The 16,027-nt window shown below is 73.9% G+C and carries 12 protein-coding genes; 6 read left to right on the forward strand and 6 right to left on the reverse strand.

Features of this window, described 5'->3' with window-relative positions:
- The first annotated feature begins 145 nt into the window (after positions 1 to 145).
- Genes ACFZCY_RS23375 through ACFZCY_RS23400 form a run of 6 tightly spaced genes read left to right on the forward strand, consistent with a single transcriptional unit; the run spans position 146 to position 8,189 of the window.
- A complete protein-coding gene (locus ACFZCY_RS23375) occupies positions 146 to 1,231 on the forward strand; it encodes a radical SAM protein (protein WP_391176424.1) in 1,086 nt (361 codons plus the stop codon).
- A complete protein-coding gene (locus ACFZCY_RS23380) occupies positions 1,228 to 1,923 on the forward strand; it encodes an iron-containing redox enzyme family protein (RefSeq protein WP_391176427.1) in 696 nt (231 codons plus the stop codon). The genes ACFZCY_RS23375 and ACFZCY_RS23380 overlap by 4 nt, the downstream gene beginning before the upstream one ends.
- A complete protein-coding gene (locus tag ACFZCY_RS23385; RefSeq protein ID WP_391176431.1) occupies positions 1,923 to 3,452 on the forward strand; it encodes an MFS transporter in 1,530 nt (509 codons plus the stop codon). Before ACFZCY_RS23380 ends, ACFZCY_RS23385 begins: the two co-directional genes overlap by 1 nt.
- A gap of 55 nt (positions 3,453 to 3,507) precedes the next feature.
- Positions 3,508 to 6,678, forward strand: coding sequence for an adenylate/guanylate cyclase domain-containing protein (locus ACFZCY_RS23390; RefSeq protein WP_391177208.1), 3,171 nt, complete (start codon positions 3,508 to 3,510; stop codon positions 6,676 to 6,678).
- Entirely contained in the window at positions 6,675 to 7,496 is an 822-nt protein-coding gene (locus ACFZCY_RS23395; RefSeq protein WP_391176434.1) for a S8 family serine peptidase, read from the forward strand. The genes ACFZCY_RS23390 and ACFZCY_RS23395 overlap by 4 nt, the downstream gene beginning before the upstream one ends.
- Positions 7,497 to 8,189 (forward strand): GAF domain-containing protein, encoded by a 693-nt coding sequence (locus ACFZCY_RS23400; RefSeq protein WP_391176437.1) that lies wholly within the window; start codon positions 7,497 to 7,499, stop codon positions 8,187 to 8,189.
- Between the two features lie 21 nt (positions 8,190 to 8,210).
- Here the strand turns inward: ACFZCY_RS23400 and ACFZCY_RS23405 are convergent, their stop codons facing one another.
- The 6 genes from ACFZCY_RS23405 to ACFZCY_RS23430 all read right to left on the reverse strand — a co-directional run bounded on the left by ACFZCY_RS23405 (position 8,211) and on the right by ACFZCY_RS23430 (position 16,027).
- Entirely contained in the window at positions 8,211 to 10,046 is a 1,836-nt protein-coding gene (locus ACFZCY_RS23405) for a BTAD domain-containing putative transcriptional regulator (RefSeq protein WP_391176440.1), read from the reverse strand.
- Positions 10,047 to 10,171: 125 nt separating this feature from the next.
- The gene (locus ACFZCY_RS23410; RefSeq protein ID WP_039937244.1) at positions 10,172 to 10,372 is read right to left on the reverse strand and encodes an aroma-sacti cluster domain-containing protein; all 201 of its coding nucleotides are present in this window, start codon (positions 10,370 to 10,372) and stop codon (positions 10,172 to 10,174) included.
- 109 nt (positions 10,373 to 10,481) lie between these two features.
- Positions 10,482 to 11,051 (reverse strand): iron-containing redox enzyme family protein, encoded by a 570-nt coding sequence (locus ACFZCY_RS23415; RefSeq protein WP_391176444.1) that lies wholly within the window; start codon positions 11,049 to 11,051, stop codon positions 10,482 to 10,484.
- Positions 11,052 to 11,207: 156 nt separating this feature from the next.
- Entirely contained in the window at positions 11,208 to 12,188 is a 981-nt protein-coding gene (locus ACFZCY_RS23420) for a radical SAM protein (RefSeq protein ID WP_391176447.1), read from the reverse strand.
- Positions 12,185 to 13,330 carry a radical SAM protein gene (locus tag ACFZCY_RS23425; RefSeq protein WP_391176450.1) on the reverse strand — a complete coding sequence of 382 codons (1,146 nt, stop codon included), beginning with the start codon at positions 13,328 to 13,330 and terminating at the stop codon, positions 12,185 to 12,187. The genes ACFZCY_RS23420 and ACFZCY_RS23425 overlap by 4 nt, the downstream gene beginning before the upstream one ends.
- A gap of 129 nt (positions 13,331 to 13,459) precedes the next feature.
- On the reverse strand, positions 13,460 to 16,027 hold the full coding sequence (locus ACFZCY_RS23430; protein WP_391176455.1) for an FtsX-like permease family protein: 2,568 nt from the start codon (positions 16,025 to 16,027) through the stop codon (positions 13,460 to 13,462).

The following is a 16,027-nucleotide window of genomic DNA, read 5'->3' on the forward strand; positions in this document are numbered from 1 at the left end:
CAGACGTCTGAGGACTCGGGTGCTCCGGAAGCGTCGCCGGAGGGCGCAAGAGGTGTGCAACCGCCCGCAAACCGGCGCCCAAGCGGCCGGGCCCAAGCTGCCCTCGGGGCAAACACCACAGGCCGGAACCGGGGGGAGTGGTCCCGTGCATCTGCTCGACCTGCTCGCGGCCCGTGCCGAACCGGCGGCCGCGGTCCTGCTGACCGTCACCCGGCGCTGCCCGCTCGCCTGCGCGCACTGCTCGACCGCCTCCACGATGGGGAGCGAGCAGATCGACGCCGCCGTGCTGAAGCGTTTCGTCGGGACGTTCACCCCGGGCGACCGCCCCGCGTATGTCCTGTTGACGGGCGGTGAACCGCTGCTGCGGCCGGAGTTGGTCCGGGAGATCGCGGAGCGGGTACGGGAGGTGGGGGGCCGGACCCAGCTGCTGTCCGGGATGTTCTTCGCGGCCCGGGGCCGGACGCCCGCACCGGTGCGGCGGGCCATCGACGCGGTGGACCACTTCGCGGCCAGCGTCGACGCCTTCCACGAACGCCAGGTGCCGCGCGCCGCCGTGCTGCGCGTCCTGCGGCGGCTCCTGGACGAGGGCAAGGACGTCAGCGTCCAGCTCACCGGGCTCACGCCCGACGATCCGTATCTGCGGCAGGCCGCCGAGGACATCCGCCGGGAGCTGGACGACCGGGTGCCGATCCTGGTCACCGTCGTACGGCGGGCCGGACGCGCCCGCACCTGGCTGCCGGAGCAAGGGGCCGAGGCCGTCGCCCACCGCAGCGTGCCCGCCCCCTGCTCGCTCGCCGCGTGGCCGGTGGTGTGCTTCGACGGGACCGTGGCGGCCTGCTGCAACCAGGACGTGGTCGACGCCGCCGCCCTCGGCCGCCTCCCCGCCCATCTGCGGCTGGGGCACATCGCGCGCGACGACTGGGCGACGATCCGCGCACGCCAGCTGAGCCGCCCGCTGCTGCGCGGCATCCGGGCCTTCGGCCCGCGCCATCTGGCCTCGCTCGCGGGCGCCGGTTGCGAGGGCTACTGCGCGGCGTGCGTGAGCGCTCTGGGCGAGCCGGGGACCGCCGCGCGGGTGGGGGCGTTGCTGGAACGGCCGGGGGTGCGGGTGGTGGAGCGGCGGCTCGACGAGGTGGTGCGCGAGGGCGGGGCGGAGGCGTTTCTGCGGCGTTACGGGACCGAGGGGTATCGGGAGCTTGCCGCTCTTGGGCACGAAGCAGGTGCGTCATGACCCCGGCGGGCGCCGCGCTCGACGCCAGGATCGGGCTGCTGCGGCCGGGGCTGCGGGCGACCCTGGCCCGGGTCTGGGCGGTGCCGGACCCGGCCGCCGTCTATCCCGAATACCTGCATCTGACGCACCAGATCATCCGCGCGACCGTCCCCGTGATGGAGGCCGCCGCCGCCCGCAGCCGGGAGCTCGCCGACCGGGCGGCCGACCCGGTGGCCGCCGCGCTCGTGCCGTACTGGGCGCGTCACATCCCCGAGGAGCGGGGCCATGACATCTGGGTGTGCGAGGACCTGGCCGCCCTCGGCCACGACCCCGGCGAGCCCTGGCGGCGGATTCCGCCCGCACCGGTCGCGGCGCTGGTGGGCGCCCAGTACTTCTGGATCCGGCAGCTCCACCCGGTCTGCCTGCTCGGCTACATCGCAGTACTGGAGGGCGATCCTCCGCACCCCCGGGCGGCCGAGCACTTACGCGCGCGCACCGGACATCCGCGCGCCGCGTTCCGCACCCTCGCGCGCCACGCCGAGGAGGACCCCGGCCACCGGGATGCCCTGCGCCGGCTGCTCGACACCCTGCCGCTCGACGCCCGGCTGCGGCGCGCGGTGGGCGTGTCCGCCCTGAACACCGTTCAGCTGCTGGTCGCCGCCTTCGGTGCACTCGCCGACCGGTTCACGCGACGAGACACGGGGAGCGCGTGATGGACCGGCTCTCGCTCACCGCCGCCCTGCGCCACCGCCCGTTCCGCCTGCTCTACGGCGGCCAGGCGATCTCCAGCGTCGGGGACTGGCTGGACTATCTCGCCCTCGTCGTCCTCCTCACCTACACCTGGGGCCACGGCGCGGGCGCGCTCGCCGCGCTCAGCGTGGCGGTGGCCGTTCCGATGGTGGCGCTCGCCCCGGTGGCCGGGGCGCTGGCCGACCGGATGAGCGACCGCATACGGGTGCTGGTCGGCTGCGATGTGATCCGCGCGGGGCTGGCGCTCGGCTATCTCGCCGCGCCCAATCTGCAGGTGCTGCTGGTGCTCGTGGTGTGCAAGGTGTCGTTCGGGGCCCTGTTCACCCCCGTCCACCAGTCCACGCTGCGCTCCGTCGTCCCGGAGGCGGATCTGCTCTCCGCGATGTCGCTCACCGTCTTCACCAACCAGGCCGCCAAGGTGGCGGGACCGGCGCTGAGCGGGCTGCTCATCGCGGGCTTCGGGGTGCGGGCGGCGTTCATCGTGGACGCGGCGACGTTCGTCGTCTCCGCGGTCCTGCTGTCCGCCGTACGACTGCCACCCCGGCCGGACCCGAAGGCGGCCGCGCCGGACGGTGCGGAGGAGTCCGCGGGGCGCACGGGGCTGCGCGCCGACATCGCCGAGGGGATGCGGTTCATCGCCCGCACCCCCGCGCTGATCGCGCTGATCGGCAGCGTCGCGGCGACCCTCTTCCTCGTCCTCACCTTCGACACCCTCTCCCCGCTGGCCATGCGCGAACTGGGCGTCGGCGAATCGTCCCTGGGCTATGTGGTGGCCGCGGTGGGGCTCGGCGCGGCGCTCGGCACCCTGGCGATCAGCGGGCGGGTCATGCGGGCGGGGCCGTTCGTGGTGCTGGGCGTGGCGCAGATCGTGGTCGGCGCGGCGGTCAGCGGCATCGGCACCGGCCTCGGCCTCGACGCCCACGGCATGGTCTGGCTGTGGATGCCGATCGCCGGGGTGCTCGGCTTCGCCGCCGCCGGGATCATGGTCGTCTTCCCGTACGTACTGCACCGCGAGACGCCCCCGGAGCTGACCGGCCGGGTCACCGCGATCGCCAACGCGTTCCCGGTGCTGCTGCAACTCGCCGCCCCGCCGCTGGGCGCGGCGCTCGCCGACTGGGCGGGCGTCGGCTTCGTGTTCCTGACCGCCGGGCCCGCCCTCGCGGCGCTGGGAGCGGTGGTCTGGCTCTACGGCACGCGCGTACGGCGCCGGAGCGAGCACTCGAGCGAGCACCCGAACCCGCACCGGGACGACGACCAACCCCCACCACCCACCGGGAGGGCCGACACCATGCCGGACACACAGCGCCTGGACGCCCTGCGGGCCGCCGGGTTCCCCGTCGACGCACTCACCCCGGGGCAGCTCGACGCGCTCCACGGACTCAGCGACGAGGAGGCCGACCTGCTGATCTCCGTACAGCTACGGCTCCACGCCACCGCCGACGAGGTGGAGGCGCACAGCGGGGAGCCCATCATCGGCGGGGTCCTCTTCTGAGCCCGGCCCGCCGCGACCCGTCGGCCGCCATCACGAAGGGGGCGCCGTGCACGACATGAGCCGCAAGACCATCACCGTCGTCTTCTGCGACATGGTCGGCTCCACGGCGCTCAGCGAGCGGCTCGACGCGGAGGCGCTGCGCCATGTGATGCTGCGCTACTACGACCTGCTGCGCTCCTGCCTGGAGCGGCACGGCGGCACCGTGGAGAAGTTCATCGGCGACGCGGTCATGGCCGTCTTCGGCATCCCCGTCGTGCACGAGGACGACGCGCTGCGTGCCGCCCGCGCGGCCCTGGACATGCTGGCCGCCGTCGAGGCGTCGGGGGAGGAGCTGGAGCGCGAGACCGGGGCCCGGATCGCGGTGCGCATCGGCATCCACACCGGCGAGGTGGTCACCTCGGGCGCCGCCGACGCGGGCCACGCCCTGGTCTCGGGGGAGGCGGTCAACGTCGCCGCCCGGCTCGAACAGCACGCCCCCGCCGGGCAGATCCTCGTCGGCGCCGACACCCACGGACTCATCGCGGCACACGCCGAGACCGTCCCGGTGGAGCCGCTGACCGTACGGGGCAAGTCCGAGCCGGTGCCCGCCTGGCGGCTGACCGGGATCCGGCCGCAGACGCGGACGCTCGCCGGGCCGCCCGGCGTCCCCATGGTCGACCGGGGCGACGAACTGGCCCAGCTGCGCATGGCGTTCGCCCGGGTGGTGCGCGACCGCTCGTGCCATCTGGTGACCCTGTTCGGCGACCCGGGCGTGGGCAAGAGCAGGCTGGCCCGCGCGTTCGCGGCCGAGGCGGAACGCGACGGCGCGCTCGTCGCGGGCGCCCACTGCCCGCCGTACGGCAGCGCCGGGCCGCTGGCCCCGCTCGCACCGCTGCTGACCCAGGCGCTGGGCGCGAACCCCCGGGCGCGGCTGGCCGAGGTGCTGGGCGGCGGGGACGCCGAACGGGACGCGGCCACCGCGCTGGCGCGGCTCGCCCGCACCGGCGTCTCCGGTACCTCCTTCGACGAGACCCGCTGGGCGCTGCAACTGCTGTGCACCGCGCTGGCGGGCACACGTCCGCTGGTCGCCGTCGTGGACGATCTGCACTGGGCGCACGAGGACCTGCTCGGCGCGCTCGACCACCTCGCCGACTGGGTCCAGGGCGCGCCGGTGCTGCTGCTGTGCGTCGCCCGGCCCGAGCTGCTGGAGCGGAACCCCCAGTGGGGCAGCGGCAAGCTCAACGCCACCGCGCTGGTGGTGCCGCCGCTCGCCGCCGACGACTGCCGCGAACTGGTGCTGCGGCTGTACGAGCCGGACGGCGCCCACGACCCCGAGGTGGTACCGCACACGGCCGCCGCCGCACACGAGCGGATCGTGGAGCGGCTGGTGCACCGCTCCGAGGGCAACCCGCTGTTCGTCGAGCAGATCGTGGGGATGGTCAGCGAGAGCGACGACCCCCGCTTCGTACCCCCGTCGGTGCGGGCCGTCGTCGCCGCCCGGCTGGACCGGCTGGAGCCCGCCGAACGGGCGGTGCTGGAGTGCGCGGCCGTCACCGGCGCCGAGTTCACTGCCGCCGACCTCACCGCGCTGCTGCCCGCCGGGGACGGTCCGGTCGAGCACGCGGTCCGCACGCTGGTGCGCCGCCGCCTCCTGGAGGCCGCCGGAGCGCCCGCCCCGGCGGAGCCCGGCGCGGCCCGCTGGCGCTTCGTCAGCCAGCTGATCCGCGACGAGGTCTACAGCGGCATGTCCAAGCTGGTGCGGGCCCGGCAGCACGAGCGGTTCGCGGAATACCACGCCGAACACGCCCCCGAGGAGCAGACCGAAGAGCAGACCGAAGAGCAGACCGAAGAGCAGACCGAAGAGCAGAACGGGGAGCAGACCGAGGAGCATTCCGACCACCACACCATCGGCACCCACCTGGAGGAGGCGTTCCGGCTGCGGCTGGACCTGGGCCCCGCCGACGCCACCGCCCGGAATACCGGCGCCCGCGCCGCCCGCCACCTCGCGGCGGCGGGCACCGCGGCGCTCGGCCGCGGCGACGTCCGCTGGGCCGTCGACCTGCTGCGCCGGGCGCTCGCCCTCACCGACGCCCTCCCGGAACCCCAGCCCCACGCCGGTCTCGCCGTACGGACCGCCCTCGCCGAGGCGCGGCTGGCCGCCGGGGACGCGGCCGAGGCGGTCGGCGCGCTGCGGCAGCTGCTCATCGACGCGCGCGCCGCGGGCGACCGGGGCGTCGAGGCCCGGGTCCGGCTCCAGCTCGCCTATCTGGAGCCGGGCGCGGACGGCTTCGGCGCCGTCCTCGACGTGGCCCGCGACGCGGTCGCCGTCTTCACCGGATCGGACGACGCGCTCGGCCTGGCCCGCGCCTGGCTGGCCATCGGCCAGGAGCGGCAGAGCCGCAGCCGGCACGGCGAGGCCGCCCGCTATCTGACCCGCGCCCTGCACGAATCGGTCCGCGCCGGGGCCGGTCTGGAGCGCGCCGGAAGCCTGGGCGCGCTCGCCGTGTCCCTGTGGCTCGGCCCGGAACCGGCACCCGTGGCGCTGCGCCGCTGCGCCGGGTCCCTGGACGATCTGCTCGCCGGGCGCCGGATGGCGCGGGCCACGGTGTCCTGCCCGATGGCCGCCCTGCTGGCGATGCGCGGCGACCACACCGAGGCGCGGCGGCTGCTCGCCGACGCCGTACGCACCCTCGGCGACCTCGGCCACCTCTTCGCCGTACCGGCCGTCCATCTCTTCCAGGCCACGGTGGAGGAATCGGCGGGATGCTGGGACGACGCGATACGGCTGCTGCGCGCCGCCCGCGACGAGCTGGAGCGGCTGGGCGACGGGCAGTTGCACGCCACCGCGACCCGCGATCTGGCCCGGGTGCTGCTCTCCCGGGGTGGTGCCGACGACGAGGTGGCGCGGCTGGTCGGCGGGCTGCTCGGCACCGACCTGGACGCGCTGCCCGCGGCCGCCGCCGACGTCCACGGGATACGCGCCCGGCTGGCCGCGGCGGGCGGCGACGCGGCCATCGCCGCCCACCACCTCGCGGCGGCCCTGGACGCGGCCCGCGGGACCGATTCGCCGGTGTGCCTGGCCGGTGCCGAGTTCGACCGGGCGCAGGCCGCCGCCGCGCTCGGCCGCGCGCCCGAGGCGGTGGCGGCGGCCGGTGAGGCGCGGCGCCACTTCACCGCCAAGGGCCATCTGGTCGGGGCGGAACGGGCCGCGGCGTTCGCCGCCGCGCTGGGAGGTGACGCCGGATGACGGCCACCGGAGCACGGCTCACCTGGAGCCTCCTCGGCCGCGACCGCGCCGAGATCGAGGTCCGCACCGACTGGGCGGGCGCGGACGGGGCCGAATGGGCCTGGGGCGGCGCCGACGGCCGGGGCGTGCGGGTGTGCGTCCTGGACAGCGGGGTCGACGTCGGCCACCCCTCGGTGGGCCCCGTCGCGTCCTCGCACACGGTCCGGGAGGCGGCCGGCGGCGGAAACGAGGTCGTGGCGGACACCGGGGGCGACTCCTGCGGACACGGCACCGCCTGCGCGTCGATCATCCGCAGGATGGCCCCGGAGTGCGAACTGCACAGCGTCCAGGTGCTGCGCTCGGGCTACCGGGGCAGCGGGGGCGCGCTGATCGAGGGCGTGCGCTGGGCGGTCGACCAGGGCTACGACGTGATCAACATGAGCCTGTCCACCACCCGGCCGGAGTTCGCCCAGGCCCTGCACGAGATCGCCGACCGCGCCTACTTCGGCCGCAGCCTGCTCGTCGCCTCCGCGCACAACATGCCGGTGGAGAGCTTCCCATGGCGGTTCTCCTCGGTGATCTCGGTGGGCAGCCACGAGGAGGACCGCTCCGAGCTGCTGCTCTACAACCCGGCCCCGCCGGTGGAGTTCTTCGCCCGCGGCGTCCGCGTCCCCGCCGCCTGGCCCGGCGGCACCACCCGCCGCTGCACCGGCAACAGCTTCGCGACCCCGCATGTGGCCGGGATGTGCGCCCGGATCCTCGGCAAGCACCCGGACATGACGCCGTTCCAGGTCAAGCAGGCGCTCTTCCTCGCCTCGGCCAACGTCAGGAGGGCCTAGATGACCGCGTACGAGCAGGACGAGCGGGACGGGCAGGACCAGCAGTACGAGCCCGAGGCCGAACACCGGCTGCTGCTGCAGTCCGTGGTGGAGACCGCGCGGGCCATCTTCGAGGCCCAGGCCAGCTCCATCTTCCTGCTGGACGAGGCGGACGGCGCCCTGGTCTTCGAGGCCGTCTCCGGCAAGGGGGAGGGCGACCTCGTCGGCCGCCGCTTCCCGGCGGGGCGCGGGGTGGCGGGCTGGGTGCTGCAGTCCCGTCAGCCCATCGAGGTCGATGACGTGGACGAGGACGAGCGCTTCGCCCGCGACCTCGCCGAGTCCACCGACTACGTCCCACGGGCGCTGATGGCCGCGCCGCTGCTGCACGGGGACGAGGTGCTGGGCGTCCTCGAAGTCCTCGACCGCAGCCGGGAGATACGGACCACCCTGGCAGCCATGGACCTGCTGGCGCTCTTCAGCGCGCAGGCGTCGGTGGCGCTGCGGCTGGTACGGCACGGCCGCCGGACCCGCCCGGCGGAGGACGGGCCCGGCGCACCGGGCATGGAGGGGCTGGGCGCGGAAGGTCTGGACGGTCTGGACGGTCCGGGCGTCGACGGGCTGGCGCGGGCCCTGGCCGCGCTGCGCGGCGAACGGCGCGAGGCCGGCCGGCGGCTGGTCATGTCGCTCGAAGAGCTGCTGAGCGGGGAGAGGTGACCAGCCGCCGGGCCCGGACTCCTACAGCCCCAGCAGCTCCACATCGGCCCGCATCTGGTCGCGGGCCAGGTCGAGCACCAGACGGGACAGCCGGAACCGGCAGTGGCCGTCCGGGCCTGGGTCGGGGGCGAAGCCGATCAGCTGGGCGTCGAGCAGCCTGCCCAGCACCCGCCGGGCTTCGGCGGGGCCCGCGCCGAGCCGGTGCAGCGCCTCCCGGAAGGAGAACTCCCCCTCGTGGGCGAGCAGCCGCACCGCGGACCAGTCGGCCTCCCCGGCGGCCGCGTAGCCGCGCATCAGGCGCTTGCGCAGATCGACGTCCCCGACCGTGAACTCGTCCAGCCGGTCCGGTGACTCCAGCGCGTCCGCCAGCCCGTCCATGGGCCAGCGGCGGTGCCCGGCCAGCCGCCCGCCCGCGATGCGCAGCGCGAGCGGAAGCCCCTCGCACGCCTCCACGATGCGCCGGGCGGCCGCCGGTTCGGCCGCGACCCGCTGGCCGCCGACGATGTGCCGCAGCAGGGCCAGGGAGTCCTCCGGGGGCAGCGGGTCCAGCTCCACGACCCGGGCGCCGTCCAGCCCGGCCAGCGGGGTGCAGCTGGTGACGACGGTGGTGAAGACGGGCGAGTTGGGCAGCAGCGGCCGTACCTGGGAGGCGCTGGTGGCGTTGTCGAGCACCACCAGGGCCGGTTCCGCGTCGTCGGCGTGGGCGCGGTACCGCCACAGCAGTTCGCTCAGCTCGCACAGGGGAGGGGCGGCGTGGTCGAGTTCCTGGAGGAGTTCGGCCAGGGCCTGGGAGGCGTCCTTGGGGCGGCCTTGCGGATCCATCAGGTCCACGTAGTACCGGCCCCCGGGGAACGCCCCTTCGGCGGCGTGCGCGGCGGCCACCGCCAGCGAGGACTTGCCCACCCCCGGACGGCCGGTGATCAGGGTGATCTGCCAGGGGGCGGGCGCCTCGGCCGTATGGGCGCTCACGGCCGGGAACAGCTCGGCCAGTTCGCGCCGCCGGCCGGTGAAGTCCGCGAGCCCGGGCGGCAGCTGGACGGCGGCGGTGTCCCGTCCGGCGGGGGCGGCCGCGCCCGGGGGCGCCGCGTACAGCGGGTCGCGCGGCGCGGGGGTGGGGGAGATGCCCGCGAGGATGTCCTGCTGCAGCTGGCGCAGGACGGTGCCCGGCTCCAGGCCGAGTTCGAGGGAGAAGAGGCGGCGCGCGTCGTCGAAGGCGATGAGCGCGTCGCTCTGCCGTCCCACCCCGTGCAGGGCCTGCATGTACTGGGCGCGCAGCTGCTCCCGGTAGGGGTGGGCCAGGATCAGCGGCTCGACCTCTTCCAGGACCTCGTGGTAGAGCCCGAGGCCCAGCCGCGCGGTGAACAGCACCTCCAGCGCGGACAGCCGTCGCTCCTCCAGGCGGGCGGCCTCGTCCTCCAGCAGGGCGGGCCCCTCGAGACCGGTGAAGGGGCGGCCGCGCCACAGCGCCATGGCGTCGCCCGTGAGCCGGTCGACGCGGGCCGGGTCGCCCGCGGTGGCCGCGCGGCGCGCGAGGTCGACGGTGTGCTCGAAGCGGACCGTGTCGATCTTCTCGGGGTCGACGGCCAGCCGGTAGCCGGGGCGCTGGTGGACGACCCGGGCCGTCTCGTCGGCCGCCGCGAGCGTACGGCGCAGATGATGCACGTACACCTGGATGTTCTTCCCCGCGCTCTTCGGCGGGTCCTCGTTCCACAGCGCGTCGACCAGGTGGTCCACGGAGACGACCTGGTCGGGCCGGCACAGGAGTGCGGCGAGCAGAAGCTGCTGTTTGTGCGGACCCAGGGTTACGGATCCCGTCGCTGTCGTGGCGATGAGCGGGCCGAGCACACTGAACTGCATATCCCCGCGTTTCCTTCCCCGTCTTTTTTGGTGCCCGTTACGTATGCGATCGGTGGTATTGGGCAATGGCCGCAGGGCCCAGGCGGTACACCGCCTGGGCCCTTTTCATCACGGTGTCCGGTCGATTACCAGACGAAGGCGCCGCTCAGCGGGGCGTCCACGCCGTGCGGGACGACGTCCTCGGCGGAGTCCAGGCGCTGCTTGATGGAGTTGAGCAGAGTCACTTCCTCCTGGCTGAGGGAGGAGATGGCCTCCAGCTGCTGCGGGTTGGCGCCCTTGAAGTTGTGCCCCGCGGCGGCCAGTTCCTTGAGCGCGTCGAACGACATGGTGAATCTCCTTCGTAGGGTGTGAGTGAGAGAAACTTTTCAGTCGCGCCGTTGCCTCTTTGTTCGGGCGGCGATCTGCCGCTCCCGTCCCCCATGTCCCTCCTCGGACCTAGGCGTTGGCGATCGTCATGGGAACCGTCGTGGCATCGAGCACCGCCGCGAGCGCGTTGTTGGCGGCGTCGATGGAGTGGAGCGCGCTGAGCCCGATCGCCGTGACCAGGTCCGGCGTGAGCGGCGCCTCGTCGAGGGTGCGCATCAGCTCGTCGCGGTGCTTGATGTCGAGCGCGGCATGGCGCTCCAGGGTGCGGAAACCGGTCCGTGGGAATCCGGTGCGGCGCATCAGCTCGGGCACCAGCTCCGCGGACGGCGGATTTCCCTCCAGGACCGCGATATGGCCGAGCAGACAGGCCGGGTGATAATGCTGGATCCAGTAGTACTGGGCGCCGACCAGATTGGCCACGGAAGCGGACGGAAGGCGGCGCAGCGGCTCGTCCGGATCGCCTCCGATCGCCGCGAGGTCCTGCCGGAGCCATTCGTCATGGCCCTGTTCCTCGCGGATATGCCGGGTGAAGTACGGTACGAGCGCGGCCGCGACCGGATCGTCGTCGGCCAGTTCCCCGCAGCGGGCCAGTGCGCATTCCATCAGCGGCACCGTCGAGCGAATGGAACTGTGCAGCATGCAGAGGTATTCAGGATACAGCTCGCCCAGCCGCGGAGAATTCCAGAATCTGCGGGTCGTCGCCATGAGCTGGGGGAGCAGAAGGCCGGTTTTGGCGCGCAGGGCCTGGCTGTGCCGTGTCATATGAGATCGTCTTTTCCGTGATGTTCCCGTGGATTAGGAATTCAGGGTGGCGATCGCCGCCAGCATCCGGTCGCTTTCTCCCTCGGCCCTGCGCTTCGTCATCGTCCAGCACAGTCCGCAGATGGACGAGAACTGCCGGTCGGCCAGGTCGCTGAAGCCCGGGAGGGCGGTGAGCGGGCCCGGTCCGACGGACCCCAGCGCGGTGAAGAAGGAGTCGTTCGTGAAGCCGGTCACGGCGGCCGCCACTTCGGAGCCGTCCGCGCAGTCCCGGCGCAGCGCCGCCGGACCCGCGCCCATGATCACGGACTCGTTGCAGCACGCGGTGACGCGGCCGTCGTAGCGCACCACCGCGGCGTCCACGACGTCACAGGGCCCGAAGGAGCGCCCCGAGTGGCGCACCGGCCGGTCGTACAGCCCGGCGCCCCTGCCGTGCGGAAGGCCATGGGTGGGCACCAGTTCGGCGTGGTCGGCCCAGCCCGGGCCCAGCGCCGCGGCCAGCGACTCGCGGGTGCGGTCCAGGGTGTCGCCCTCGTCGATGGCCTGGACGACGATCGGCAGCCCGTGCCGGGCGATCACCCGCGCCGCGTTCCGGAACCGCTGGGGCCCCTGGCTCGCGACGTGGTGGGCGTCGGTGCTCAGGTAGACGGCCGCCGACCGCTCCAGGACCCGGTGGATCCACTGCGGGGCGTGGTCGCTGCGGGCCCAGAAGCCGCTGGTGTAGAGCACCACATGCTTGCCCGCGGTGGCCAGCCGGGTGACCGCGAGGGCCAGGGCGCGCCGCTCGACGAAGGGTTCGCCCCCGGAGATGCCCACCATCCGCACCTCCGGCAGGGCGGCGAGCCGGTCGACGATGGAGGCGAAGAGCGCGTGGTCGGTGATCCGCGGGCTGTCCGGGCGGGAGTCCACCGAGCAGTGGGCGCAGCCCACCGGGCAGCGGTCGGTGATGAACAGCAGCACCGAGGCGCCCCGGGTGCGCCGGATGCCCAGCACCTCCCGGTGGCCGAGCCGGTTCACACCAGGCTCCCCGCGGGAGTTCTGCGCGACGGATCGTGGCCCAGGGACACCAGGTCGGCGTACTTGGCGATGCCGTACTGCCGGGCGAAGGCCAGCGGCCCGGCCTCCACCAGCAGCGATTCGGTCTGCCGCTCGATCAGCCGGGTGGCGGGCCGGTCGGCCAGCTCCCGGACCGCCCGGGGTACGGCGCTGTCCTTGGAGAGCACCCAGCAGGTCTCGCAGTACCCGGGGCTGCCGCAGCCGGGGTCGCCGATGCTGCCGCCGTTGCCGCCGCTGCTGGCGTCGGCGCCGAGGCTGCCGTGGCGGTCCATCAGGTATTCGGGTCCGGTGGCGCGGATCGCCCGCACCATCGGATTCTCCAGCGCGCGTTCCTTGATGGCGGGCCAGTCGTCGCGGGCGATGTGGCCCAGGTAGAGGTGGGGCGGCAGCGGTACCTTGCCGTCCATCACGTCCTGATTGCCGCACGCCGTCACCTGCCCGTTGAAGCCGATCACGGGCCAGGCGGAGACCGCGCAGGGCGCGGGGTCGACGGTGGACTTGGGCAGCGGTACGCGCTTGAGCAGCCAGGCGTCGGCGCGCCCGTGCGGGCTGACCGGCGCCACCAGCATCGGCACCCGGTCGTCGAAGACCCGCCGCACCTCGGCGGTGATGTCGGCGAGATACGGATCGTCAGGGCCGAGGCCGGTGAGCTGGAGGCTGACGTCCTTGCCCTCGTCCAGCAGCTCCCGCAGGACCCGGAAGACCGAGGCCCGGGGCACCTCCTCCTCGTGGAAGCGGTCGAGGCTGGCCGAGAAGTGGTCGACCGCGTCGATGGCCCGCTTGAGCGGCCGTGGAATGCGGCCGCGGTCCGCGAAGTAGAGGCCGGACAGGACGTGGGAGCGGGACCCGGCGGCACGCGCCAGTTCGGCGATCTCCCGCACCAGGCGCGGCCGCAGCAGGGCCTCGCCCCCGGACATGAGCACGAACTCCGGGCGGTTTTCCGGGGTGAAGGATTCCGCGAATTTCCGGAACATCTCTTCCGGATATTCCTCACTGTCCAGCATCGAGCTGGTGGAGCAGTGCTTGCAGTGCAGCGGGCACCTTCGGGTGATACCGAAAAACACGGCCGAGGCCGGCACCGGTCGGTAACGCAAGATCTCCATGAGGTGCACCAGGAATCCCCCTCCTGTGACGGCTCATTGGGTGTTGCGCTTTCTATGTTGCGGCGCCGGCCTTGAATCGAACTTTCGTGCCGGTTGCGAACTGGTTTTCTAGTTCGGTGATAAAAAGCGTCAGGCCGCCGGAAGGGCGCCGTCCGCCCGATTACGCAGGGCGAGCGCGGCCGGAAGCGCCGTGGACACCAGGGCCAGTGCGGCGACTCCCGCGAGCACCAGGAGGTAGCCCCCGGGAGGAATGCTGAATTCCATGGACCCGGTGAGCGCCCCGTTGGCTCCCGCCAGTCCCGCGCAGGCGATGGCCGTACCGACCGCGGCACCGATCAGGACCGCGATGAAGGTCTCCAGATAGAGCATGCGGCTGATTTGTCCCCGGCTCGCGCCCAGCAGTCGCAGCAGGGCGAACTCCCGTGCCCGCTCGGCCGTTCCCATGAGAAGCCCGTTGACCACCGAGACCGCCGTGAACATCACCAGCACGGACAGCACGAGATAGGTGCCGGTGGTGTTCTGCGCGAGGGCGGTGCGGGTGGCGGAGGCGTATTCCCCGACATCCGTGGCTTTGGCCGTCGGATGGTCGCGCACCAGCGCGTCGGCCGCTTCCCGCAGCCGCTTCTCCTCACCGGATTTCGCCCGCACCAGCACCGAGTCGTCCAGTTTCTGGTGCATATGAGGGGCGAGATAGCTCTCGGAGAGCAGAATGTCGCCGAGCCCCAGCGGCCGGTCGAATACCGCGCCGACGGTCAGCGACACCTTCGTACCGTCACCGAGCCAGCCGCGCAGCCGGTCGCCCACGTGCAGCGAGTGCTCCTTGGCGTGGGTGCGGCTGACCGCCACCGTGCCGTCCTTCGCCAGGCTGGTCAGCGAGCCCTCCCGCAGCCCCAGGTCGAGCACCTTGGCCGCGGCCGCCGGGTCCAGCGCCTGCGCCCCCAGCACGTCCGGGGTGCCCAGCACGTACGAGACGAAGGTGGTCGAACGCGTCGTCGCCACCGCTTCCGCGCCCGGCAGCCGGCGCGCCGCCGCCACCACATCGGGCGGCAGTCCCGGCGCGTCCCGGGGGAGCAGCACCACATCGGCGCGGGTGCGGCGGTCGGTCTGCTCGGCGGTGATCCGGTTGAGCGACCCGGTGACCAGCAGCACCGTGCACGCCATCGTCGTGGTGAGCATCAGCGCGGAGGCCACCGAAGCCACCCGCCGCACCGAGGTACGGGAGTTGGCGTGCGCGAGCCGTCCGGTGGCGCCGATCCAGGACACCAGGGCGCCCAGCGGCGGCTCCAGCACCCGCGTCAGCAGCGGCCCCAGCAGCACCGCGGCCCCCATCAGCAGCATCACGACCAGGTACTGGAACGCCACCCCGACCTCGCCGCCGATGTGCTGGGTGGCGAGGAACAGCGCGATCCCGCCGCCGAGCGCCACCAGCGCCAGCAGCAGCCGGGTGACCGGCATGATCCGGCGCGGCGCGGCCGCCTCCTGGAGCGCGTCCGCGGCCCGGATGCGGGCGACCCGCCCGGCGGCGAAGACCCCGGCGAGCAGGGCGAGCAGCAGCGTCGCGGCCGCCGCGATCAGGAACGGCAGCGGCCCCACCACCAGCTGGTACGCGGACGGCACCGAGCCGCGGTCCCGCAGCGTCCCGAGGACCACTTTCGCCAGCGGCACCGCGAGCGCGAACCCGGGCACCAGCCCGATCACCGAGGCCAGCACGGTCTCCCAGGTGACGACGCGCCGCACCTGCCAGGGCGTCGCCCCGACCGCCCGCAGCAGCGCGATCTCATGGGTGCGCTGGAGGACGCCGAGGGCGATGGTGCCGCCGAGCACGAAGACGGCGAGGAAGCCGCCGAATCCGGCCATCGGCCCGAACAGCAGCGTCGCGTCGTCCAGTTGCCGTGTGGTGTCCGGAGCCCCGGCCTCCGCCCGTGCGTCCCCCGTGAGCACGTCGGTGCCAGGCTTGTCGAGCGCCTTCCTCAGCTTCCCGGCCAGCTCGTCCGCGTCCACGCCCCGCGCGGGGAAGACGCCCACGGCCGCGGCCTCGCCGCCGGACCGGGACAGCCGCTCGGCGGTGGCCGCGGAGAAGAACAGCGCCGACTGGTCGGGCAGCCCGTTCCGGCCGCGCGGCGCGGCGATTCCGGAGACCCGGAACCGCTCGGTGCCCGAGTCCGTGACCACGGTGACGGCGTTGCCCGTCTTCAGATGCGCGCGGGCCGCGACCGAGGCGTCCACCGCGACCTCGTCGTCCGCGCCCGGCGCCCGCCCCGAGCGCAGGGTGAACGGGGTCAGCGCGGCGGCCTCCCAGGCGTGGCCCTGGGCGGGCCCGTCCTCCGGTCCGGCCAGCGGCACCCGGCCCGGGCCGACGGCCTGGGCGTAGAACGGGGTGTCGGTGACCACCCGGCCCACGCCCTCGACCGCCCGCACCGCCTCGACGGCCTGGCGGCTCATCCGCGGCGGCTGGTCCAGGGGGTAGTGCTCATGGTCGACGTTCTGCCCGGATCCGGTCCGTACGACGAGATCGGGGTCCATGCGGACGACGGCCGCCGTGGCGCCGAAGCGGTCCGTCTCCGGGACGGCCCGCAGCCCCGACTCGATCAGCACTCCGCACGCGGCGAGCAGCATCGCGGCCAGGGCCGAGGCGCACAGCGCGCCGATGAATCCGTACCGGTGGTGCCGGATTCCGCCGAGAGCGAGGCGCAGCAC

Source organism: Streptomyces sp. NPDC007983, assembly GCF_042958345.1.
In the GTDB taxonomy this organism is placed as follows: Bacteria; Actinomycetota; Actinomycetes; order Streptomycetales; family Streptomycetaceae; genus Streptomyces.

What these genes read in the sequence shown, in the direction of transcription:
- ACFZCY_RS23380 (WP_391176427.1), top strand. Translation starts at nt 1,228, where the DNA reads ATGACCCCGGCGGGCGCCGCGCTCGACGCCAGGATCGGGCTGCTGCGG.
- ACFZCY_RS23385 (WP_391176431.1), top strand. Translation starts at nt 1,923, where the DNA reads ATGGACCGGCTCTCGCTCACCGCCGCCCTGCGCCACCGCCCGTTCCGC.
- ACFZCY_RS23390 (WP_391177208.1), top strand. Translation starts at nt 3,508, where the DNA reads ATGAGCCGCAAGACCATCACCGTCGTCTTCTGCGACATGGTCGGCTCC.
- ACFZCY_RS23395 (WP_391176434.1), top strand. Translation starts at nt 6,675, where the DNA reads ATGACGGCCACCGGAGCACGGCTCACCTGGAGCCTCCTCGGCCGCGAC.
- ACFZCY_RS23400 (WP_391176437.1), top strand. Translation starts at nt 7,497, where the DNA reads ATGACCGCGTACGAGCAGGACGAGCGGGACGGGCAGGACCAGCAGTAC.
- ACFZCY_RS23405 (WP_391176440.1), bottom strand. Translation starts at nt 10,046, where the DNA reads ATGCAGTTCAGTGTGCTCGGCCCGCTCATCGCCACGACAGCGACGGGA.
- ACFZCY_RS23410 (WP_039937244.1), bottom strand. Translation starts at nt 10,372, where the DNA reads ATGTCGTTCGACGCGCTCAAGGAACTGGCCGCCGCGGGGCACAACTTC.
- ACFZCY_RS23415 (WP_391176444.1), bottom strand. Translation starts at nt 11,051, where the DNA reads ATGCTGCACAGTTCCATTCGCTCGACGGTGCCGCTGATGGAATGCGCA.
- ACFZCY_RS23425 (WP_391176450.1), bottom strand. Translation starts at nt 13,330, where the DNA reads ATGGAGATCTTGCGTTACCGACCGGTGCCGGCCTCGGCCGTGTTTTTC.